Raw genomic sequence first — 17,147 nt, 5'->3', positions numbered from 1 at the left:
CCCGGAACCGGGCGGCTCAGGGGCGGACGGGCAGCAGTTCGGCGACCAATTCCGCTATGCGCGTGCGGATCTCGTCGCGGATCGGCCGTACCGCCTCGACGCCCTTGCCTGCCGGGTCCGCCAGCTTCCAGTCACGATAGTCCACGCCCGGGAAGTATGGGCAGGCGTCACCGCAGCCCATGGTGATCACGACGGTGGAGGCCTCCACCGCATCCGGGGTGAGGATCTTCGGGGACTGGCTGGTGATGTCGATTCCGACCTCGGCCATCGCCTCCACCGCGGCGGGATTGAGCGCGTCACCGGGCGCACTGCCCGCGGAGCGGACCTCGATGTCATCCCCGGCAAGGTGAGCGAGGAAGCCTTGGGCCATCTGGGAACGTCCGGCGTTGTGGACGCACACGAAGAGGACGCTGGGCTTGTCGGTCATGAGGCAGTGCCTTTCGATGAGGTTCGGGACGGGTCGGGCGGTTCAGTGGTGGCCGGACAGGTCGAGATCGGCGACCAACAGACGGACGCGCTGTTCGATCTCGTCGCGAATGGCGCGAATGCGGTCGATGCTCTGCCCCGCCGGATCGGCCAGATCCCACACCTCGTACCGATGTCCGGACCGGGCGGGGCGGGTATCGCCGCAGCCCATATCGACAACGACATCAGCGGCTTGGACGACTTCATCGGTCCAGGGTTTGGGGAACTCGGTGGTGATGTCGACACCGCGTTCGGCCATCGCATCGATTACGCGCGGATCGATCGCAGCGTCCGGTGCCGAACCGCCCGACCAGCCGACCGCGAGGTCACCCACGATATCGGCGAAGAATCCGAGCGCCATCTGCGACCGACCCGCATTGTGGGAGCACAGGAACAGCACCGCCGGAATCCTGGAATCGGCGCGACCTTCGGCCTTCGCCCGGGCCCGCAACCGTTGCCGGGTGAACCGTTCCGCCAGCAGCGGCAGGTAATTCGGCACCTTCGCCGTCACCGCCAACTGGTCGTACGAGGAGATCAGGAACCGCTGCACCGTATCGAACTCGAACACGCCCGCGAACTCTTCGGCGAGCCGCACCGCCGACCGCTCGATCGCCACGCGCTGATCGACCGATACCGTATGCCGGACACCGACGAGCGCGTCGTCGAGACCCTCGGTCATGACCCACTCCGCTCCGCGACGGCGGTGCCGATAATCGGACTGAATCGCTTGCGTAGCGCGAGGGAGACGTAGACCAGGGCGACGAGGACCGGAACCTCGATCAGCGGCCCGACCACACCGGCGAGAGCTTGTCCGGACGTCGCGCCGTAGGTGGCGATGGCAACGGCGATGGCGAGCTCGAAATTATTGCCCGCGGCGGTGAACGCCAGGGTGGTGGTGCGCTCGTAGCCGAGACCCAGCACCGCACCCAGGGCGTACCCGCCACCCCACATGACCGCGAAGTAGACCAGCAGCGGCAGTGCGATCCTGGCGACATCCCAGGGGCGGCTGGTGATCTGGTCGCCCTGCAGCGCGAACAACAGCACGATGGTGAACAGCAATCCGTACAGCGCCCACGGCCCGATCCTGGGCAGGAACGCGCTCTCATACCAGTCACGGCCCCTGGTTCGCTCGCCGATGCGACGCGACAGGTATCCCGCAAGCAGCGGGATGCCGAGGAAGATAAGCACCGACTTGGCGATCTGCCATGGCGAGGCGTCGATGGTGGTCTGCTCCAGGCCGAGCCAACCCGGGAGAACCGACAGGTAGAACCAGCCCAGGACCGCGAACATGATGACCTGGAATACCGAGTTCAGCGCGACCAGCACGGCAGCGGCCTCACGGTCGCCGCAGGCGAGGTCGTTCCAGATAATGACCATGGCAATGCAGCGCGCCAGGCCGACAATGATCAGCCCGGTGCGGTATTCGGGCAGGTCCGGCAGCATCAGCCAGGCCAGGGCGAACATGAGCGCGGGACCGAACACCCAGTTCAACAGCAGCGAACTCACCAGCAGCTTGCGATCGCCAGTGACGGTGTCGAGGCGGTCGTAGCGCACCTTCGCCAGCACCGGGTACATCATGATCAGCAGCCCGATGGCGATCGGCAGCGAGATCCCATCGATCTGCACCTTCTCCAGCGCGGTATTGAGCCCCGAGACGGATCGACCGAGCAGCAACCCGGCAACCATCGCGACGCCGATCCACACCGGCAGGAACCGGTCCAGGGTCGACAGCTTGCCGACCACACCGCGCTCGGCGGTGGTCGTTTCCACACTCACGCGTTTACTCCCGCCGCGGCGCCGCTCTCGACCAACAGGACATCCGAAAGCCGTTGCAGGGCTTCGGGAACCACCCGGTAGTACACCCAGGACGCGCGGCGCTCGCTGTCGAGCAGCCCGGCCTCGCGCAACACCTTCAAATGGTGCGAAATCGTCGGCTGGCTGACATCGATACCCTCGGACAGATCACACACGCACGCCTCCTGCCCGGTACGGCTTGCGATCGCGCTCAACAGGCGCAACCGGACCGGATCCGACAACGCCCGGAATACGCTCGCCAGCTCGACGGCGGCCTCACCGGTCAGGGGTTCACGCGCCAGCGGCGCGGCGGAACACGCCTGCACCGGCGTGACCGGCAGCTTTGACTTCGACATACGCCAATATTGACAGATATCTAAATAGCGATCAAGCAAACTCTCGGTGAACTGTGGCTCGCACGGGCCGCGTCGTCGGTACTACGCATCGAGCCGCTCGGCCGTGAACCCGCACACCGCGCCGAGCTCACACCTGGACCGCGGTCCGAATGCGGCGCTGTCCAAACACCTTGGTTAGCATCTGACTTCGACGCTTTGTGCGGTGGATGGCTGTTGCGGGCCGACTGTGGTCGGCGGTAGAGGGGGGCGTGTGAGACAGATTCTGTTCGCGGCGATGATCGGGCTCGCGGTCTCGATTACGTTGACGCCCTTGCTGATCAAGCTGTTCGCGACGCGCAGTCTCGGGCAGGAGATCCGCGGCGACGGTCCCGCCAGCCATCACGCGAAACGTGGGACGCCCACCATGGGTGGGATCGCGATTCTCATCGGCATGTGGGCCGGATATCTCGGCTCGCATCTGATCGGGATCAGGTATGACGCGCCGGGGGTTTCCGCATCGGGGCTGCTGGTACTCGGCCTCGCCACCGCCCTCGGGTTCGTCGGGTTCCTCGATGACTTCATCAAACTGCGGCAGCGGCGGAATCTGGGCTTGACCGCAGCGGGAAAGTACATCGGGCAGCTCACCGCCGCCGTGGTATTCGGGGTGCTCGCCCTGCGGTTTCCGAGCAGTACCGGGCTGACACCGGGAAGTCCGGCCCTGTCCTATGTGCGGGATATGTCGCTGATCTCGCTCGGGACCGTGTTCTTCCTGCTGTGGGTGTGTTTCCTCGTCGTGGCCTGGGCCAATGCGGTGAACTTCACCGATGGGCTCGATGGGCTGGCCGCCGGGGCGATGAGCTGGGCATTGGGTGCGTACGTGCTGATCTCATTCTGGCAGTACTCGAATTCGTGCGCGGCCCAACCCAGCCTCGGCTGCTACCACGTCCGCGATCCGCTCGACCTGGCCCTGGTCTGTGCGGCAGGTGCGGCGGCATGTATCGGATTCCTGTGGTGGAACGCCGCCCCCGCCAAGATCTTCATGGGCGATACCGGGTCGATGACCCTGGGCGGCCTCCTCGCCGGAATATCCATCACCACCCGCACCGAACTACTGATGATTGTCGTCGGTGCCCTGTTCTTCGCCGAGATCCTCTCGGTCCTGCTCCAGATCATCGTCTTCAAAACGACCCGCCAGCGCCTGTTCAAAATGGCCCCGTTCCATCACCACTTCGAACTCACCGGCTGGGCCGAAACCACGGTCATCATCCGATTCTGGCTATTGGGCGGCATTTCCGCGGCGGTCGGGCTCGCCCTGTTCTACGGCGAATATCTCGCCACCAGCGGCTGACCCGACCCGCTGCCGACCTCAGAAACTCTGCCAGGCGGGCTTGTTCTCGACGGCGAAGCGGTAGTAGTCGATGGCCTTCAGGTTGGTGGCGGCGGCCGGGTCGACGATCACCGTGACGTGCGGATGCATTTGCAGGATCGAGGCAGGACAGAAGGCGGAGACGGGGCCTTCGACGGCGGCGGCGACCGCGTCGGCTTTCCCCGCGCCGGTGGCGATCATGACGAGATGGTCGGCATCGCTGATGGTTCCGAGGCCCTGGGTGAGGACGTGGGTGGGCACCTGGGTCAGGTCGCCCTCGAAGAAGCGGGCGTTGTCCGCACGGGTTTTCGGGGTGAGGGTTTTGACGCGGGTGCGTGAGCGCAGGGAGGAACCGGGCTCATTGAAGCCGAGATGACCGTTCGCGCCGATACCGAGGATCTGCACGGAGATTCGGCCGGTTGCGGCGATCATGCGCTCGTAATCGGCGGCAGCGGCGGGGATATCGGCGGCGCGACCGTCGGGGCTGTGCACATCGGAGTCGGTGAAGTCGACGTGGGAGGTGAATTCGTCCCGAATGAACTGCGCGTAGGACTGTGGGTGGCCTTCCGGGAGGCCGATGTACTCATCAAGCAGGAAGGCCTGTACGCCACGGAAACTCAGCTCGTCCTCGCGGTGCTGACGGATGAGTTCCTGGTAGGCGCCCAGTGGCGAGGAGCCGGTGGCGAGGCCGATGGCGCGCGCACCCCGGCGCACATGGTCGGCCATGATCCGGCCCGCCAGCACACCGGCTTCGGTTCGATTGTCGGCGATCACGAGTTCCATGGGAGTCCGTCCTTGTACACATTCACTGGGTTCAATCGGGAATCGGTGACGAGCACATCGGCACGCAGGCCGGGGCGCAGCGCGCCGACCCGGTCGGCGATACCGAGCAGACGCGCGGGAGTGGCGCAGGCCGCCGTGGCGGCGGTGGTCAGATCCACCCCGGCGTGGAATACGGTGCGCCGCAGCACATCTGCGGCGGTAGCCGTTCCGCCCGCGATAGCGCCTTCGCCCGCCGGGTCGTATAGGCGCGATACCCCTTCCGCTACAACAACATCCATAATGCCGAGGCGGTAGCGCCCGTCGGGCATACCGGCCGCCGCCATGGCGTCGGTGATGAGGGCGAGATTGTCCGCGCCGAGGGTGTCGAACACCATCCGCACGGTGCCGTCGGCCAAATGCACGCCATCGGCGATGACTTCGGCCACCACATCGCCGCGCCCGGCCGCCGCCATGGCCGCGGTGAGGAAGTTCGCATCGCGATGTGCCAGTGCGGGCATGGCGTTGAACAGGTGGGTGATCGACACGCGCCCGCCGCGTCGAATGGCCCGCACCGTGCTGTCATAGTCGGCGACGGTATGTCCGAGCGACAGCACCGTATCGGCCGCATTGAGCAGATCGGCGAGATCGTCGAAATTCGAGGTCTCCGGTGCGATGGTCACCGAGACGATCCGCCCACCGCCCCGCTCCAGCAGCCGCCGCAGCATGGCCGGATCACCGGGCACGATGCGCTCGGGATCGTGTGCGCCGGGCCGATGTTCGCTGATGAACGGGCCCTCGAGGTGAATGCCCGCCAGCCACCCGGCATCGACGGCCCTACCCAGCAGATCGATCTTCTCGACCAACTCCGCCTCGGTCCCCGACACCAGCGAGGCGACCAGAGTGGTGGTCCCGCGGCCGAGATGGAAGCTCGCGGCCGCCACCACACCGTCGTAATCGGTTTCCGGGAAACCGAATCCACCACCGCCGTGGCAATGCACATCGATCAGCCCGGGCAGCAGAATCGACGGCTCTCCCACCAACTCGGGGAGTTCACCGTCGAATTCCGCTGCCGGGCCCACAAAGTCGAGCAGCGGCCCGCGGAACGACACCACACCGTCGGCGAGTTCGCCGGCACCGGTGGCAGTGACGACCCGCCCACGCAGTGTCGTCATCGCCCGGCTCGCTCCGGTATCACGCTCGACCCGGTCATTGTCGACCAGCCCTGCCTCATACTCGACCGGCCCGGCCGAGCTCGGCACGCGCCGCCCGCGCGGCCGCCTCGGCAGTCGTGGCCGCCAGGACGGCGGCGGCCGCCGCCCGGCATTGCGCGAGCGTCACATCGGCCAGCGCCGCGCGCACTCCGGCAAGCGAGCGCGGTGCCATGGACAGGGTCGACACACCCAAACCAACCAGTACACAGGCGAATTCGGGGTTCGATGCGGACTCTCCGCACACGCCGACCGTGACATCGTGTGTGCGCGCACCCGCGACAACAGCGGCAATGGTCGCCGCGAGGGCGGGCTGCCACGGATCGTGCAGGGCCGCCAGCGCCGACGACATCCGGTCCGCGCCGAACAGATACTGCGACAGGTCATTGGTGCCGATGGAGAAGAAATCCACTTCCGCGCCGAGGTATTCGGCGCGCATGGCCGCGGCCGGAACCTCGACCATGATCCCGCGGCTGGTCACGCCCAGCTCCCGCGCACGGGTGGCGAAGGCCCGCGATTCCTCGACGGTCGCCACCATCGGTGCCATTACCTTGACCGGCGTCCCGGTAGCCGCCCGCGCCGCCTCGATGGCGGTGAGCTGATCGTCCAATGTCCCCTCATCGACACTGGCCAATCGAATCCCGCGCACACCGAGCGCCGGATTCTCCTCCGCGGGCAACTTCAGGAACGGCAGCGGCTTATCCGATCCGGCATCGAGGGTCCGCACCGTCACCGGCCGCTCCCCCATGATCTGGAAGATCTCGGTGTAGTGCGCGGTCTGCTCGTCGATGGTCGGCGAGGATTGCTGTCCCAGGAACAGGAATTCGGTGCGCAACAGTCCGACCCCCTCGGCTCCCAGCTCGACCGCGAGCCGCGCGTCGGCCGCACTGCCCACATTCGCCAGCAGCGGTACCGCGTGCCCATCGCCGGTACGGCCGGGACCTGTCGCAGCGGTCTGCTGCCGCGACTTCTCGATCGCCACCGCGGCACGACGCTGCGCATCGGGTTCGGTATCGACCACACCGGCGGTGCCATCGAGGAGCACTTCGGTCCCCTCGACGATCTCTACGGCCCCCGGGCAGGCGACCACGGCCGGAATGCCCAGTGCTTTGGCGAGAATGGCGGTATGGGAGGTGGGCCCGCCCGCGATGGTCAGCAGGCCGACCACCTTCGCCGGATCCAAGGTGGCCGTATCGGCGGGCGCGAGATCCTGTGCGGCGAGAACGAAAGGTTCAGCGCTGTCCGGAATTCCGGGCGGATCGACACCGAGCAATTCGGCGACCACCCGCTGTCCCACATCGCGCAGATCCGATGCCCGCTCGGCCATCATTCCGCCGAGTGCGGCCAATTGCTCCGCGAAGTGGTTCACGGCCTCGGTCACCGAATGCGCCGTCGGACCACCGGCCCGAATCCCGGCCCGCACCTGATCCAGCAGCGCCGGATCGCCGGCCAGGGCCGCCGTCATGGTCAGAATATCGGCGGCCGGTCCCGCCGCCCGCTCCGCCTGTGCGGCGTAGCGGGCGGAGACGGTGTCGAAAGCGGTTTCGACCCGGGCGATTTCGGCATCGACGTCCGCGCCGGGGGTGTCGGCGGCACTGGTGCTCGGCGCGGACGCCAACCACTTCACCGCCGCGACAGCGGTTCCCGGCGCGGCCGCGATACCGCGAATCTCACGCGTCAAGATCGGTCTCCAGCAGCTCGACCAATTCGTCCAGGGTCACCTCGGCCCCGTCTTCGGCGGACAGGATCACGGTATCGCCCTGTTTCACCCCCAGGGTCATTATCTGCAGCAGACTTCCGGCGGCTACGGGCCCCTTGCCGTCCACCGAGATCATCACCGGTATCGGCGATGCCGCGGCGGCCTTGGCGAACAGCGCGGCGGGGCGGGCGTGCAGACCGGTCTTGGACGCGACTACGGCGGTGCGGTTGATCATCACGCGATGTTCTCCTTCTCGATCTCTTCCTCATCGGGTTCCCGGCCGGGTGTCGGCAGATTCCAACGACGGATGATGAAACTGAATGTCACGTAGTACAGAACCGCGTAGCCGAGTCCGATCGGAATGAGCCACAGCGGGTGTTGTGCCTTGCCGAAGTTCAATAGGAAGTCGATCGCTCCCGCGGAGAACATGAACCCGTCGTGAATACCGAGCGCGTTGGTCAGGGCGAGGGCCGAACCGGTGAACAGCGCGTGGATGAGCAGCAGCGGCCACGCCACGAAGATGAAGGCGAACTCGAGGGGCTCGGTGATACCGGTGACGAAGGCGGTCAGACCGGTGGAGAGCATGATGCCACCGACCAGTTTGCGGTTCTCCGGCTTGGCGTTGCGCCAGATGGCGAAGGCCGCGGCGGGCAGGCCGAACATCATGATCGGGAAGAAGCCGGTCATGAAGGTACCGGCGGACGGGTCACCGGCCAGGAATCGCGGAATATCACCGTGCGCGCCGTCGTAGTCGCCGATGACGAACCAGACCACCGAGTTCAGGATGTGGTGCAGACCCAGTGGCAGCAGTAGCCGGTTCACGAATCCGAAGATGCCGCCACCGACAACGGCGTTATCGGCCACCGCATTACCGAGCCAGGTCAGTCCGGCATTGAAGGCCGGATAGATGAACGACATGGCGACACCGATGACCACGGCCGCGCAGGCGGCGAGGATCGGCACCAGGCGACGGCCGGAGAAGAAACCGAGGTAGTCGGGCAACTGGGTGCGGTGATAGCGCTGCCACAGTACGGCGGCGGCCAGGCCGATGACGAGGCCGCCCAGTACACCGAAGTTCACCAGCGCCTGTGCGCCATCCTTGTCTACCTTGTCCTCCAGTACCACCGGGGACATGGCCTTCAGGACGCCATTGAAGGTCAGGTATCCGACCACCGCCGCCAGCGCGGTCGAACCGTCGGACTTCTTGGCCCAGCCGATGGCGACACCCACCGCGAACAGCAACGGCAGGTTGTCCAGGAGCGCGCCACCCGCGCCAGCCAGGACATCGGCGACGGTCTTGGTGGCCGACCAGCGGCCGAGCATGTCCTCTTGGCCTAGTCGTAGCAGCAGACCCGCTGCGGGGAGGGTGGCGATCGGCAGCATGAGGCTGCGTCCGAGCTTTTGCAGGCCGGATAGATCCAGCTTCTTACGCGCACTTGTGGCGGCGTCGGCCATAGCGAGGTCCTCAGTCCGTGAATCGGGTCACACACGTGTATGGTGACAGCGACTGGTTATAACCAGACTTATACTGGTTATAACCAGCTTTGTCCACTAGACACGCACGGAGGAAATATGTCGAAGGTCGACCAGATCGTCGCCGGGTTGGGCGGCACCGACAACATCGTCGAGGTCGAAGGTTGCATCACTCGACTCCGCGTGGAGGTCAAGGATTCCGCGAAGGTCGACGAGAAGGCGCTCAAGGCCGCCGGTGCGCACGGCGTGGTCAAAGGTGGTGCCGCGGTTCAGGTCGTGGTCGGGCCGACCGCGGATGCCCTGGCCGAAGACATCAACGATCTCCTCTGAGCGACGGTATGAGCACCGAGATCCTGGCGCCGCTCGCGGGCCGCGCCATACCCCTGTCCGAGGTTCCCGACCCGGTCTTCTCCGCCGAAATGGTGGGCTCCGGAGTGGCGGTGGAGCCGCCGGATACCGATGAGCCGATTACGGTCATCTCGCCGATCTCCGGCACGCTGGTGAAAGTGCATCCGCACGCGGCGGTCATCGTCTCCGATTCCGGAGTGGGTGTCCTGCTGCACGTCGGCATCGATACCGTCGGCAAGCCCGACCTCTTCCAGGTCAAGGTGGAAGAAGGCGGCGATGTGACCGCGGGTGAACCGCTGATCACCTTCTCCCCCAACGCCATTCGCCGACTCGGCCTGAGTGCCGCAGTGCCGGTGGTGGTCATGGATACCGCACCGGGGGCGGCGCGGAACCCCGTGACCGGGCCGGTCACCGCGGGCGCGGTGCTGTTCTCGATCTGAGAGACGAAGTCCCCCACGGGGGTTCGGGGACGTAGCCCGGAGTGTCGGGCCTACTCGCTGTGGCCGTCGTCGGCCGATACCGTCATGTAGACCTGGTATCGGTCGGCGCGGTACCAGGACTCCGCGTGCTCCACGCAGCGGTCCCGTGAGAACGACATGCGGTCGAAGGCCAGTAGCGGAGAACCGGGTTCGGTTCCCAGCCAGCCCGCGTGCCGCTCATCCGCGGCTACCGCCCGCACGCTCTGCTCCGCGCGGTCGATCGGGCAGTCGTACTCCCCCGCGAACAGCGCGTACAGCGACTGCGTCAGATCGTGATCGAGCAGTCCGGGCAGCAGATCGGCCCGGTACCAGCCGTCATCGATGGACATCGGCAGTCCGTCGGCCAATCGCAGCCGCACCAGATGGAACGCTTTCGCACTGGGCGCCAAGCCGAGTGCGGCCGCCGACGCGGGCGGTGGTGTGCCGTAATCACTGTGCAGCACCACGGTGCTCGGGGTGCGGCCGAGGCGGCGCATATCCTCGCTGAAGGACGCCATATGCAGGCGCGAGCGTGCTACCCGCTCCGCGACGAAGGTGCCCTTACCGGGAATCCGGGTGATGACCCCTTCGGACTCCAGCTGGCTCAATACCTCTCGCACCGTCATCCGGCTGACGCGGTAGTCATCGCACAGCTGCCGCTCACTGGGCAGCATTTCACCCGGGCGCAGGGTGGCGCACAGGGTCGTCAGCGCCGACCGCAGCTGCGCCTGTTTGGTTACGCGCCCGGCCACGCGGCCCTCGGGCACTCCTCGACCACCGGGGTCATTCGTGGCTCAACTCAGCTCTCGTTGCGGCCCTTGGGGAATCGCGTCTGCTTGGCGACCCACCCGGCCATCCGCGCCCAGTGGCCTTTCTCCGGGGTGACCTTCGAGATCAGCTCCCGATCCCACTCATCGCTCTCGGACAGACCCTCGATGGCGGCGACCAGAGCCTTGGCGGTTTCCATATCGGCCACCACGCGGTCCCCGAGCACACCGTCGGCACCGACGAGGGTAACGCGCACACCCACCCGCCCGAGCGGCTGCGGTACCGCCGTGGCGGAACCACCGTGCTCGGCAAGGAATCCCTTGACCGAATCGACGATGGACGGCGACAGGGTGACGGAAGCCGGGGCGGCGGTAGCGCTCATGCCGAGGAGTTTACCCACGTGTAGAACCGAGTCCATGTGCCGCCGCCCACAACAGCGCGGCACGGGTGTAGAACTGGAAGGCATGCGCGCGATTGAGGTTTCCGAGCATGGCGGTCCCGAGGTCCTTCGGTTCACGGAGGTGCCGGACCCGGTTATCGGTACCAAGCAGCTGTTGGTCGATATCGACGCCATCGGCGTGAATTTCATCGATACCTATATCCGCACCGGCCGGTATCCGCAGACCGTGCCGTATGTGCCGGGCGCCGAGGGCACCGGGCGGGTGGCCGCGGTCGGGGCGGATGTCACCGAATTCCGGGTCGGGGATCAGGTCGCGTGGGCGGCCGCGCCGGGTAGTTATGCCGCGCGGGTCGCGGTGGACGAGGCCGTGGCTATTCCGGTGCCCGAGGGGATCGACGCGCCGGTCGCGGCGTCGGCGCTGTTGCAGGGCATGACGGCGCACTACCTCACCGAATCGATCTACAAACCCGAGCAGGGCGAGGCGGTGCTCGTGCACGCCGGGGCGGGCGGTGTCGGGCTCATCCTCACCCAGCTGCTTGCCAAGCGTGGGGTTCGGGTCATCACCACGGTGTCCTCCGAGGAGAAGGAGAAGCTCTCCCGCGAGGCCGGTGCCGCCGAGGTGCTGCGCTACAGCGACGAACTCGCCGCGCAGGTACGCGAACTCACCGGTGGCGTGGGTGTCGCCGCCGCCTATGACGGCGTCGGCGCGGCCACCTTCGAGGCCAGCCTGGCCTCGCTGCGGGTGCGCGGCATGTTGGCGCTGTTCGGCGGGGCCAGCGGTCCGGTGCCGCCGTTCGACCTGCAACGGCTCAGCGGCTCGGGTTCACTGTTCGTCACCCGGCCGACACTGGCCCACTACACCCGCGACCGCGCCGAATTGCTGTGGCGCGCACGCGATGTCATGAACGCCATTGCCGACGGCACGCTGCGCCTCCGCATCGGCGCGACCTACCCCCTCGCCGAGGCTGAACAGGCGCATCGGGACCTGGAGGGGCGCAAGACAACCGGCTCCATCGTGCTGCTGCCCCGATAGCCGCTACCCCTTCGCGGTGGTGAGATGGGTGAGGACACAACGCCACTCGCCATCGCGACGCAGGAACACATCGGTGACCCACTCATCGGAATCGAACCGATCACCGCGGTAGTGCGCGGTATTCGTGGCGCGCGCCGTCACCACCGCCGTATCGCCGTACACGCGAATACGCGGTTCGTCGACCGTATCCATGGCCGAATGCGTCAGATCGCCCGAACTGATCAGGGCCAGGAATTCCTCGCGGGTCGAGATCCCCGACTCGGCCACGATCACCCAGTCCTCGGTCATGAAATGCGCGATCCGGGCGGGATCGTTCGACACGATGGCGCTCGCCCAGTCCCTGGAGATCTCGGTCAGTTCGGCGTGCGCCGACTCGGCGGCCATGCACCGATTCTAGATTCGGCGGGCGCCGCCGGGGCGAGGATCAGATATCGCGGCCGGTGAGTCCCCGATAGACGAATCGAGTGAGTCCCTCGACTGCCTCGTCATCGGTGAGTTCGACCGCGCCCTCCTCGACGGCCTGTAGCAGCCCGGTGGCCACCAGGAACATCATGGCGAGACTGGCATCGGGCGTGCTCGGTAGCGACAGCCCCGCCGCGTCGAAACCATCGAGGTGGTCGGCGACATCCGCACGTTGCGAGGCGGTGAAGCCGGCCATGATGCGGGCGAACTCATCATTGACCAGCGCGGCCTGACCCATGGCGCGGAATACCGGCCAGTTCTCGCGGGCGGCGTCCCAGTACCCCCTGATGTGGAAGCGCACGGCCTCCGGATCGGTGAAGTCCGGATTGTGGTCGGGGCCCTCCGCGCGCGAATCACCTGCGTCGGCAAGGTCTTTCAGCAACGATTGGAGGAGCTCCTCCTTGCTGGCGAAGTGGTTGTAGAAGGAGCCCGCCGCGCGCCCGGCCGCCGCGGTGATGTCGGTGATCTTGGTATTCAGATAGCCGCGCTCGGCGAACAGCTGCCGCGCGGCGGCCTCGAGCGCCTGCTCGGTCTCGGCCGCCTGCTCCTGGCGCTTACCACTCATTCACCACACCTCCTTGACAGCGGAAGGTACCAGCTCGAATACTGAATCTGAATTCACTGAATCTTGTTTCACCCAATGGAGAGCTTATGTCATCGCAGGTACTCGTCGCAGGAGCCGGTCCCACCGGCCTCACCCTCGCGATCGATCTGGCACGACGCGGAGTGGCGGTGCGGGTGGTCGATCGGGCCGGGCGATTCTTCGCCGGTTCTCGGGGGGACGGCATACAGCCCCGCACGCTCGAGGTGTTCGACGATCTCGGCGTGCTCGATGCCGTACTGGCGGCGGGAACCCCGCAGCCGCTCATGCGCGCCTATTTCGGCGGGCAACTCGTCGCCGAACGGCGAATGAGCCAATTGCGGGAGCCGACACCCGCTGTGCCCTATCCCAATCCGTGGATGCTGGGACAGTCGGAGACCGAACGGCTGCTGCGGGAGCGGCTGGCGGATTTCGGGGTCGCGGTCGAACTGTCCACCACGCTGGTGGATTTCGCTCAGGACGGTGACGGCGTGACCGTGACGCTGTCCGGAGCGGTCGGTGTCGAGACGGTCCGCACGGATTTTCTCGTCGGTACGGACGGCGGTCGCAGTACGGTGCGCAAACTACTGGGTGTCCCATTCGCGGGCAGTACCGACGAATCGGTGCGCATGCTCCTCGGCGATGTGCGCGCCGATGCCCTCGATCACGAATTCGGCTACTGGTTCGCCGACGCCGATGCGCCGATGGACGGGATCGCCCTATCACCCCTGCCCGGTGGCCGTGCCTTCCAATTCGCCGCTCCCCTGACCCGCGATACCGAACCCACCCTCGATGTACTGCAGGGCTATGTCGATCGCCTGGCCGGCCGCCCCGAACTCGTTCTCACCGACCTGACATGGTCGACGGTGTGGCGGCCCAATATCCGCCTGGCCCAGCGCTTCCGTGACGCCCGCGTATTCCTCGCCGGCGATGCCGCCCACGTCCACCCGCCAACCGGTGGTCAGGGCATGAATACCGGTATCCAGGACGCATACAACCTCGGCTGGAAACTCGAAGCGGCCCTGCGTGATCCGGGCCCCGATACCGAGGCACTGCTCGATACCTACGAGACCGAGCGCCGCGCGGTCGCCGCCCGCGTGCTGGGGCTGACCACCGAGATCCTCGAAAAGACCCTCGAGGGTGCCGAAGATGCCATGGAGCGTGGCGAGAACACCCATCAGCTCGATATCAGCTACCGAAACCCGCTGCCGCGCGGCACAGCCGAGAACACGCTGTTCGCCGGTGACCGCGCACCCGACGCGCCGCTGCTGGACTCCTCCGCGCAACCGGTCCGACTGTTCGACCTCTTTCGTGGACCGCACTCGACGCTGCTGGTCTTCGGCTCCGACGACATCGGAACGCCGGAGCACGGCACCCGAATCGTCTCGATCGTCCGTAGTGCCTCGATCGTCCGCAGTTCGGCCTCCGGCAACGGCGCTCTCATCGATCCCACGGGTGCCGCGTTCCGCGCCTACGATGCGATCGAGGGCACCCGCGTACTCGTTCGACCCGACGGCTATGTCGGCGAACACGTCGGTTGATCGACCCGGATAATCGGGGCGAACGGAAAGTTTGCGGTTCCGACTGGTCGGCATCGAATCGCCTCTCGCGGAGCCGGTTCGGCCGGGATGAGCCGCCCGGGCGCGACAACCTCCCCGGCATGCTGGATGATCTGCCTGCCGCACAAGACGATTCGCCGCGACCCGCCATGGATACCCGTATGGTGGGTCGCGGCGACCGTTCGGGCGGCCGACAGGATTGAGGCAATCGGTCAGAGGTGAGTCTGCATGTTGGTGAAGGTTCGGAACGACGACCCGTCGCGGTTGTCGAGTACCGAGCGGACCGTCGTGAACTGGCTCAAATCGTGGAGCGGGCCGCACGCGGTACCCGGGATCGCGATCGTGCAGTGCCAAGACGCCGATGTGGTGGTGTGGACGCCACAGACCTGCGTGGTGATCGCGGTGCACGGATTCACCGAACGGATCAACGGGACGCTGCACTGCGCCGAAGACGAGCCGTGGCAGGTCGATGACGCGCCCGCGCCCATCGACGGTGACGCGAATCCCCTCGAACGGGTACGACGGCAGACCACGGAACTGGCGCGCCAATTGCGGGCCGCGCCCGGCCGGGAGCATGTGCCGGTCAGCGGGCTGGTGCTGGTGGTGCCACAACTGGGCAGTCGGCTGAAATTGTCCAAGGGGGCCATGCCACCCGGAATCGATGTGCTGCTCGGCGATGGGCCGTCATCGCTGCGCGCGTATTTCACCAGGCTCGCCGAGGGCGCGGCCCCGGCCTGGGGTGCCGCGCAGGTGGGACAGGCACTGGGTGCGCTCGGATTCGCCGCCGCCGCAACCTATTCCGATCTCGTCAGCGAAGGGTTCGATCCGCCCTCGGCCGATCGCACCCCGCCACCCCCGGCCCCGGCTCCGGCCCGTTCGGTGCCGTCCGTGCCCGTGGCGCCGCCCGGCGGTCCCGAACCGGAGGGCGAATCACCGCGGTCCGGCGGACCTGGCGCAATTGTGCCGGGTCCGGCGGCAGTACCGGTGGTGAACCCGGTACCCGGTGCCGACGCGCAGAATGCGGCTGGAGCGCAACAGCTTCCACCGTCGAGTGCGCCCGGATCGGCAGGCCGGACGGCGAAGGTGGCCGGTGCCGCGGCAGCGGGAGCAGCGGCGGCCGCGGCGGCTGGAGCTATTTTCCGAAGCTCGGCGGATCGGCCACCGGCCGGCACCGAGGGGCAGAGTTCGGGTGCCGGGCAGGGTTCCGGTGGTGGACAGGGCATCTCGTCCGGAGCGGGCGGCGGGCCGGAGCGGGGCGGACCAGGGTCCGAATCCGGGCACGGCGGCGCTTCCGGTCCCGGTGGCGAGCAACGTGGCATACCGGGCACCGGTGGCGGACAGGGCCCTGCCTCCGGTCCCGGTCGTGGACCTCAGGGCTCGGCCGCCGGATTCGCGTCACAGGGTGCCGCGACAGGCTCCGGGGGTGCGGCATCCGGCCCGGGAACCCCCGGGACCGCAGGGCAGCGACCCGGATCCGGTGCGGCACCCTACGTTCCGGGCGGCCCCGCGTCTCGTCCCGGTTCCCCACCGCAGTCCCACGGATCCCAGTCCGGCGGGCCGGGACCGGGGGCCCAGGCAGCGCGTCCCGGCAGCGCGCCGTCGGATCCCGGCCGACGCGGCGAATCCTCCTCTCCCGCAGCGGGAGACCCCGGATTCCCCCTCTGGAACAACAACACCACACAGCAGACCACCACCGGCCGCCGCCGTCGTCGCGATCTACCCGTAGTGGCGGCCCTGCTCGTGGTGTTCCTCTTCCTCGCGGTAGCTGCGACGTGCACGAGCGGCGGCGACAGCACCAGCGAGCAGCGGCCGCCTGGCCAGCCCACCACCAGTCGTTCAACGACCACGCCCACCAGCACCGATCCGACCATGCCGTCGACCACGATCGCCCCCGCCTGCTTCCCGTTCCAGCCCGGCTGCTGACCCGGCGCGCGGTGCGATCGGGGCAATACGCCCCGGTCGGCATGATCGACCGGGCCGGTGCTGGGCGGCGGATTCCGGCCGAGCGAGCGGATGCCTGGCTTTAGCTGAATGCCAAGGAAGTCCAGACAATCCGGGCATCAATTCGTTATGATTGCGACACTTCCCGCCCACCACTCAGCCTTCGCTGGCACTAATGAGGCTGGATACGATGCACGCCCGCGATCTTGCCGAGGATTACCGCCCTCGACCACCCCCCGCACCGCCGCTCCGAAGACCGTCCGACTGGTCACCGTCCAGCGACTTCCCGACATCGTGGCGCGGGGCCGCGATGCACGCCCGCCCGGCCGCACCGTGCGCGATCGGCTGCCCAGAATCCCGGCGAAACCGGCAATCTTCGGGCCGTACGACGTGATCTTGGCTGTAGCCTCGAAAACAATGCGGACATACTCCCCCATCGTCGCCGTCGTCGATCGAAACCACGTCCTCGGCGAAGTCACCGCGGGGCGTGTGCTCG

Annotated in this window: 19 protein-coding genes; 6 read left to right on the top strand and 13 right to left on the bottom strand. The window is 67.1% G+C overall.

The window, feature by feature from the left end; all coding sequences use genetic code 11:
• Positions 1–16: 16 nt before the first annotated feature.
• The 4 genes from NU1_RS31740 to NU1_RS31725 are packed head-to-tail and all read right to left on the bottom strand — an operon-like array spanning position 17 to position 2,615.
• Positions 17–427: an arsenate reductase ArsC gene (locus NU1_RS31740; RefSeq protein WP_067527158.1), complete on the bottom strand. Its 411-nt coding sequence runs from the start codon at positions 425–427 to the stop codon at positions 17–19.
• Positions 428–469: 42 nt separating this feature from the next.
• The gene (locus NU1_RS31735; RefSeq protein ID WP_067527157.1) at positions 470–1,144 is read right to left on the bottom strand and encodes an arsenate-mycothiol transferase ArsC; all 675 of its coding nucleotides are present in this window, start codon (positions 1,142–1,144) and stop codon (positions 470–472) included.
• Entirely contained in the window at positions 1,141–2,241 is a 1,101-nt protein-coding gene (gene arsB / locus NU1_RS31730; RefSeq protein WP_084521989.1) for an ACR3 family arsenite efflux transporter, read from the bottom strand. The genes NU1_RS31735 and arsB overlap by 4 nt, the downstream gene beginning before the upstream one ends.
• Positions 2,238–2,615, bottom strand: a complete 378-nt coding sequence (locus NU1_RS31725) for an ArsR/SmtB family transcription factor (RefSeq protein WP_067527155.1) — start codon at positions 2,613–2,615, stop codon at positions 2,238–2,240. Before NU1_RS31725 ends, arsB begins: the two co-directional genes overlap by 4 nt.
• A gap of 250 nt (positions 2,616–2,865) precedes the next feature.
• On the opposite strand from NU1_RS31725, the gene mraY reads away from it, so the two are divergent.
• Positions 2,866–3,942, top strand: coding sequence for a phospho-N-acetylmuramoyl-pentapeptide-transferase (gene mraY, locus NU1_RS31720; RefSeq protein WP_067527154.1), 1,077 nt, complete (start codon positions 2,866–2,868; stop codon positions 3,940–3,942).
• A gap of 18 nt (positions 3,943–3,960) precedes the next feature.
• Here the strand turns inward: mraY and nagB are convergent, their stop codons facing one another.
• The 5 genes from nagB to NU1_RS31695 are packed head-to-tail and all read right to left on the bottom strand — an operon-like array spanning position 3,961 to position 9,084.
• A complete protein-coding gene (gene nagB / locus NU1_RS31715; protein WP_067527153.1) occupies positions 3,961–4,743 on the bottom strand; it encodes a glucosamine-6-phosphate deaminase in 783 nt (260 codons plus the stop codon).
• A complete protein-coding gene (locus tag NU1_RS31710; RefSeq protein WP_067527199.1) occupies positions 4,731–5,894 on the bottom strand; it encodes an N-acetylglucosamine-6-phosphate deacetylase in 1,164 nt (387 codons plus the stop codon). Before NU1_RS31710 ends, nagB begins: the two co-directional genes overlap by 13 nt.
• A 55-nt stretch (positions 5,895–5,949) precedes the next feature.
• The gene (gene ptsP, locus NU1_RS31705) at positions 5,950–7,611 is read right to left on the bottom strand and encodes a phosphoenolpyruvate--protein phosphotransferase (protein ID WP_212762184.1); all 1,662 of its coding nucleotides are present in this window, start codon (positions 7,609–7,611) and stop codon (positions 5,950–5,952) included.
• Positions 7,601–7,864, bottom strand: a complete 264-nt coding sequence (locus NU1_RS31700; RefSeq protein ID WP_067527151.1) for an HPr family phosphocarrier protein — start codon at positions 7,862–7,864, stop codon at positions 7,601–7,603. Before NU1_RS31700 ends, ptsP begins: the two co-directional genes overlap by 11 nt.
• Positions 7,864–9,084 (bottom strand): PTS transporter subunit EIIC, encoded by a 1,221-nt coding sequence (locus NU1_RS31695; RefSeq protein WP_067527150.1) that lies wholly within the window; start codon positions 9,082–9,084, stop codon positions 7,864–7,866. The genes NU1_RS31700 and NU1_RS31695 overlap by 1 nt, the downstream gene beginning before the upstream one ends.
• Positions 9,085–9,201: 117 nt before the next feature.
• On the opposite strand from NU1_RS31695, the gene NU1_RS31690 reads away from it, so the two are divergent.
• Positions 9,202–9,432: a PTS sugar transporter subunit IIB gene (locus tag NU1_RS31690; protein WP_067527149.1), complete on the top strand. Its 231-nt coding sequence runs from the start codon at positions 9,202–9,204 to the stop codon at positions 9,430–9,432.
• 8 nt (positions 9,433–9,440) lie between these two features.
• The gene (locus NU1_RS31685) at positions 9,441–9,890 is read left to right on the top strand and encodes a PTS sugar transporter subunit IIA (protein ID WP_067527148.1); all 450 of its coding nucleotides are present in this window, start codon (positions 9,441–9,443) and stop codon (positions 9,888–9,890) included.
• A 50-nt stretch (positions 9,891–9,940) separates the two neighbouring features.
• On the opposite strand, the gene NU1_RS31680 is transcribed toward NU1_RS31685, so the two are convergent.
• Entirely contained in the window at positions 9,941–10,660 is a 720-nt protein-coding gene (locus NU1_RS31680; protein ID WP_245720401.1) for a GntR family transcriptional regulator, read from the bottom strand.
• Positions 10,661–10,707: 47 nt separating this feature from the next.
• Positions 10,708–11,058 (bottom strand): hypothetical protein, encoded by a 351-nt coding sequence (locus NU1_RS31675; RefSeq protein WP_067527198.1) that lies wholly within the window; start codon positions 11,056–11,058, stop codon positions 10,708–10,710.
• A gap of 82 nt (positions 11,059–11,140) precedes the next feature.
• On the opposite strand from NU1_RS31675, the gene NU1_RS31670 reads away from it, so the two are divergent.
• On the top strand, positions 11,141–12,109 hold the full coding sequence (locus NU1_RS31670) for a quinone oxidoreductase family protein (protein ID WP_067527197.1): 969 nt from the start codon (positions 11,141–11,143) through the stop codon (positions 12,107–12,109).
• A gap of 3 nt (positions 12,110–12,112) precedes the next feature.
• On the opposite strand, the gene NU1_RS31665 is transcribed toward NU1_RS31670, so the two are convergent.
• Together NU1_RS31665 and NU1_RS31660 are read right to left on the bottom strand one after the other, a co-directional pair.
• Positions 12,113–12,493, bottom strand: coding sequence for a nuclear transport factor 2 family protein (locus tag NU1_RS31665; protein WP_067527146.1), 381 nt, complete (start codon positions 12,491–12,493; stop codon positions 12,113–12,115).
• 40 nt (positions 12,494–12,533) lie between these two features.
• Complete coding sequence (locus tag NU1_RS31660; RefSeq protein ID WP_067527145.1) at positions 12,534–13,136, bottom strand: TetR/AcrR family transcriptional regulator; 603 nt, start codon at positions 13,134–13,136, stop codon at positions 12,534–12,536.
• An 86-nt stretch (positions 13,137–13,222) separates the two neighbouring features.
• Between NU1_RS31660 and NU1_RS31655 the strand changes: the two genes are divergently transcribed.
• Entirely contained in the window at positions 13,223–14,692 is a 1,470-nt protein-coding gene (locus tag NU1_RS31655; RefSeq protein ID WP_067527144.1) for an FAD-dependent monooxygenase, read from the top strand.
• A gap of 246 nt (positions 14,693–14,938) precedes the next feature.
• On the top strand, positions 14,939–16,633 hold the full coding sequence (locus NU1_RS31645; RefSeq protein WP_067527142.1) for a nuclease-related domain-containing protein: 1,695 nt from the start codon (positions 14,939–14,941) through the stop codon (positions 16,631–16,633).
• Positions 16,634–17,147: the final 514 nt, after the last annotated feature.

The organism is Nocardia uniformis NBRC 13702, from assembly GCF_001613345.1.
In the GTDB taxonomy this organism is placed as follows: Bacteria; Actinomycetota; Actinomycetes; order Mycobacteriales; family Mycobacteriaceae; genus Nocardia; species Nocardia uniformis.
This window is presented reverse-complemented; position numbering and strand designations above follow the sequence as displayed.

What these genes read in the sequence shown, in the direction of transcription:
- NU1_RS31675 (WP_067527198.1), bottom strand. Translation starts at nt 11,058, where the DNA reads ATGAGCGCTACCGCCGCCCCGGCTTCCGTCACCCTGTCGCCGTCCATC.
- NU1_RS31735 (WP_067527157.1), bottom strand. Translation starts at nt 1,144, where the DNA reads ATGACCGAGGGTCTCGACGACGCGCTCGTCGGTGTCCGGCATACGGTA.
- NU1_RS31700 (WP_067527151.1), bottom strand. Translation starts at nt 7,864, where the DNA reads ATGATCAACCGCACCGCCGTAGTCGCGTCCAAGACCGGTCTGCACGCC.
- NU1_RS31710 (WP_067527199.1), bottom strand. Translation starts at nt 5,894, where the DNA reads ATGACGACACTGCGTGGGCGGGTCGTCACTGCCACCGGTGCCGGCGAA.
- NU1_RS31655 (WP_067527144.1), top strand. Translation starts at nt 13,223, where the DNA reads ATGTCATCGCAGGTACTCGTCGCAGGAGCCGGTCCCACCGGCCTCACC.
- NU1_RS31725 (WP_067527155.1), bottom strand. Translation starts at nt 2,615, where the DNA reads ATGTCGAAGTCAAAGCTGCCGGTCACGCCGGTGCAGGCGTGTTCCGCC.
- NU1_RS31740 (WP_067527158.1), bottom strand. Translation starts at nt 427, where the DNA reads ATGACCGACAAGCCCAGCGTCCTCTTCGTGTGCGTCCACAACGCCGGA.
- NU1_RS31665 (WP_067527146.1), bottom strand. Translation starts at nt 12,493, where the DNA reads ATGGCCGCCGAGTCGGCGCACGCCGAACTGACCGAGATCTCCAGGGAC.
- NU1_RS31690 (WP_067527149.1), top strand. Translation starts at nt 9,202, where the DNA reads ATGTCGAAGGTCGACCAGATCGTCGCCGGGTTGGGCGGCACCGACAAC.
- NU1_RS31695 (WP_067527150.1), bottom strand. Translation starts at nt 9,084, where the DNA reads ATGGCCGACGCCGCCACAAGTGCGCGTAAGAAGCTGGATCTATCCGGC.
- NU1_RS31670 (WP_067527197.1), top strand. Translation starts at nt 11,141, where the DNA reads ATGCGCGCGATTGAGGTTTCCGAGCATGGCGGTCCCGAGGTCCTTCGG.
- NU1_RS31645 (WP_067527142.1), top strand. Translation starts at nt 14,939, where the DNA reads ATGTTGGTGAAGGTTCGGAACGACGACCCGTCGCGGTTGTCGAGTACC.
- NU1_RS31660 (WP_067527145.1), bottom strand. Translation starts at nt 13,136, where the DNA reads ATGAGTGGTAAGCGCCAGGAGCAGGCGGCCGAGACCGAGCAGGCGCTC.
- nagB (WP_067527153.1), bottom strand. Translation starts at nt 4,743, where the DNA reads ATGGAACTCGTGATCGCCGACAATCGAACCGAAGCCGGTGTGCTGGCG.
- NU1_RS31685 (WP_067527148.1), top strand. Translation starts at nt 9,441, where the DNA reads ATGAGCACCGAGATCCTGGCGCCGCTCGCGGGCCGCGCCATACCCCTG.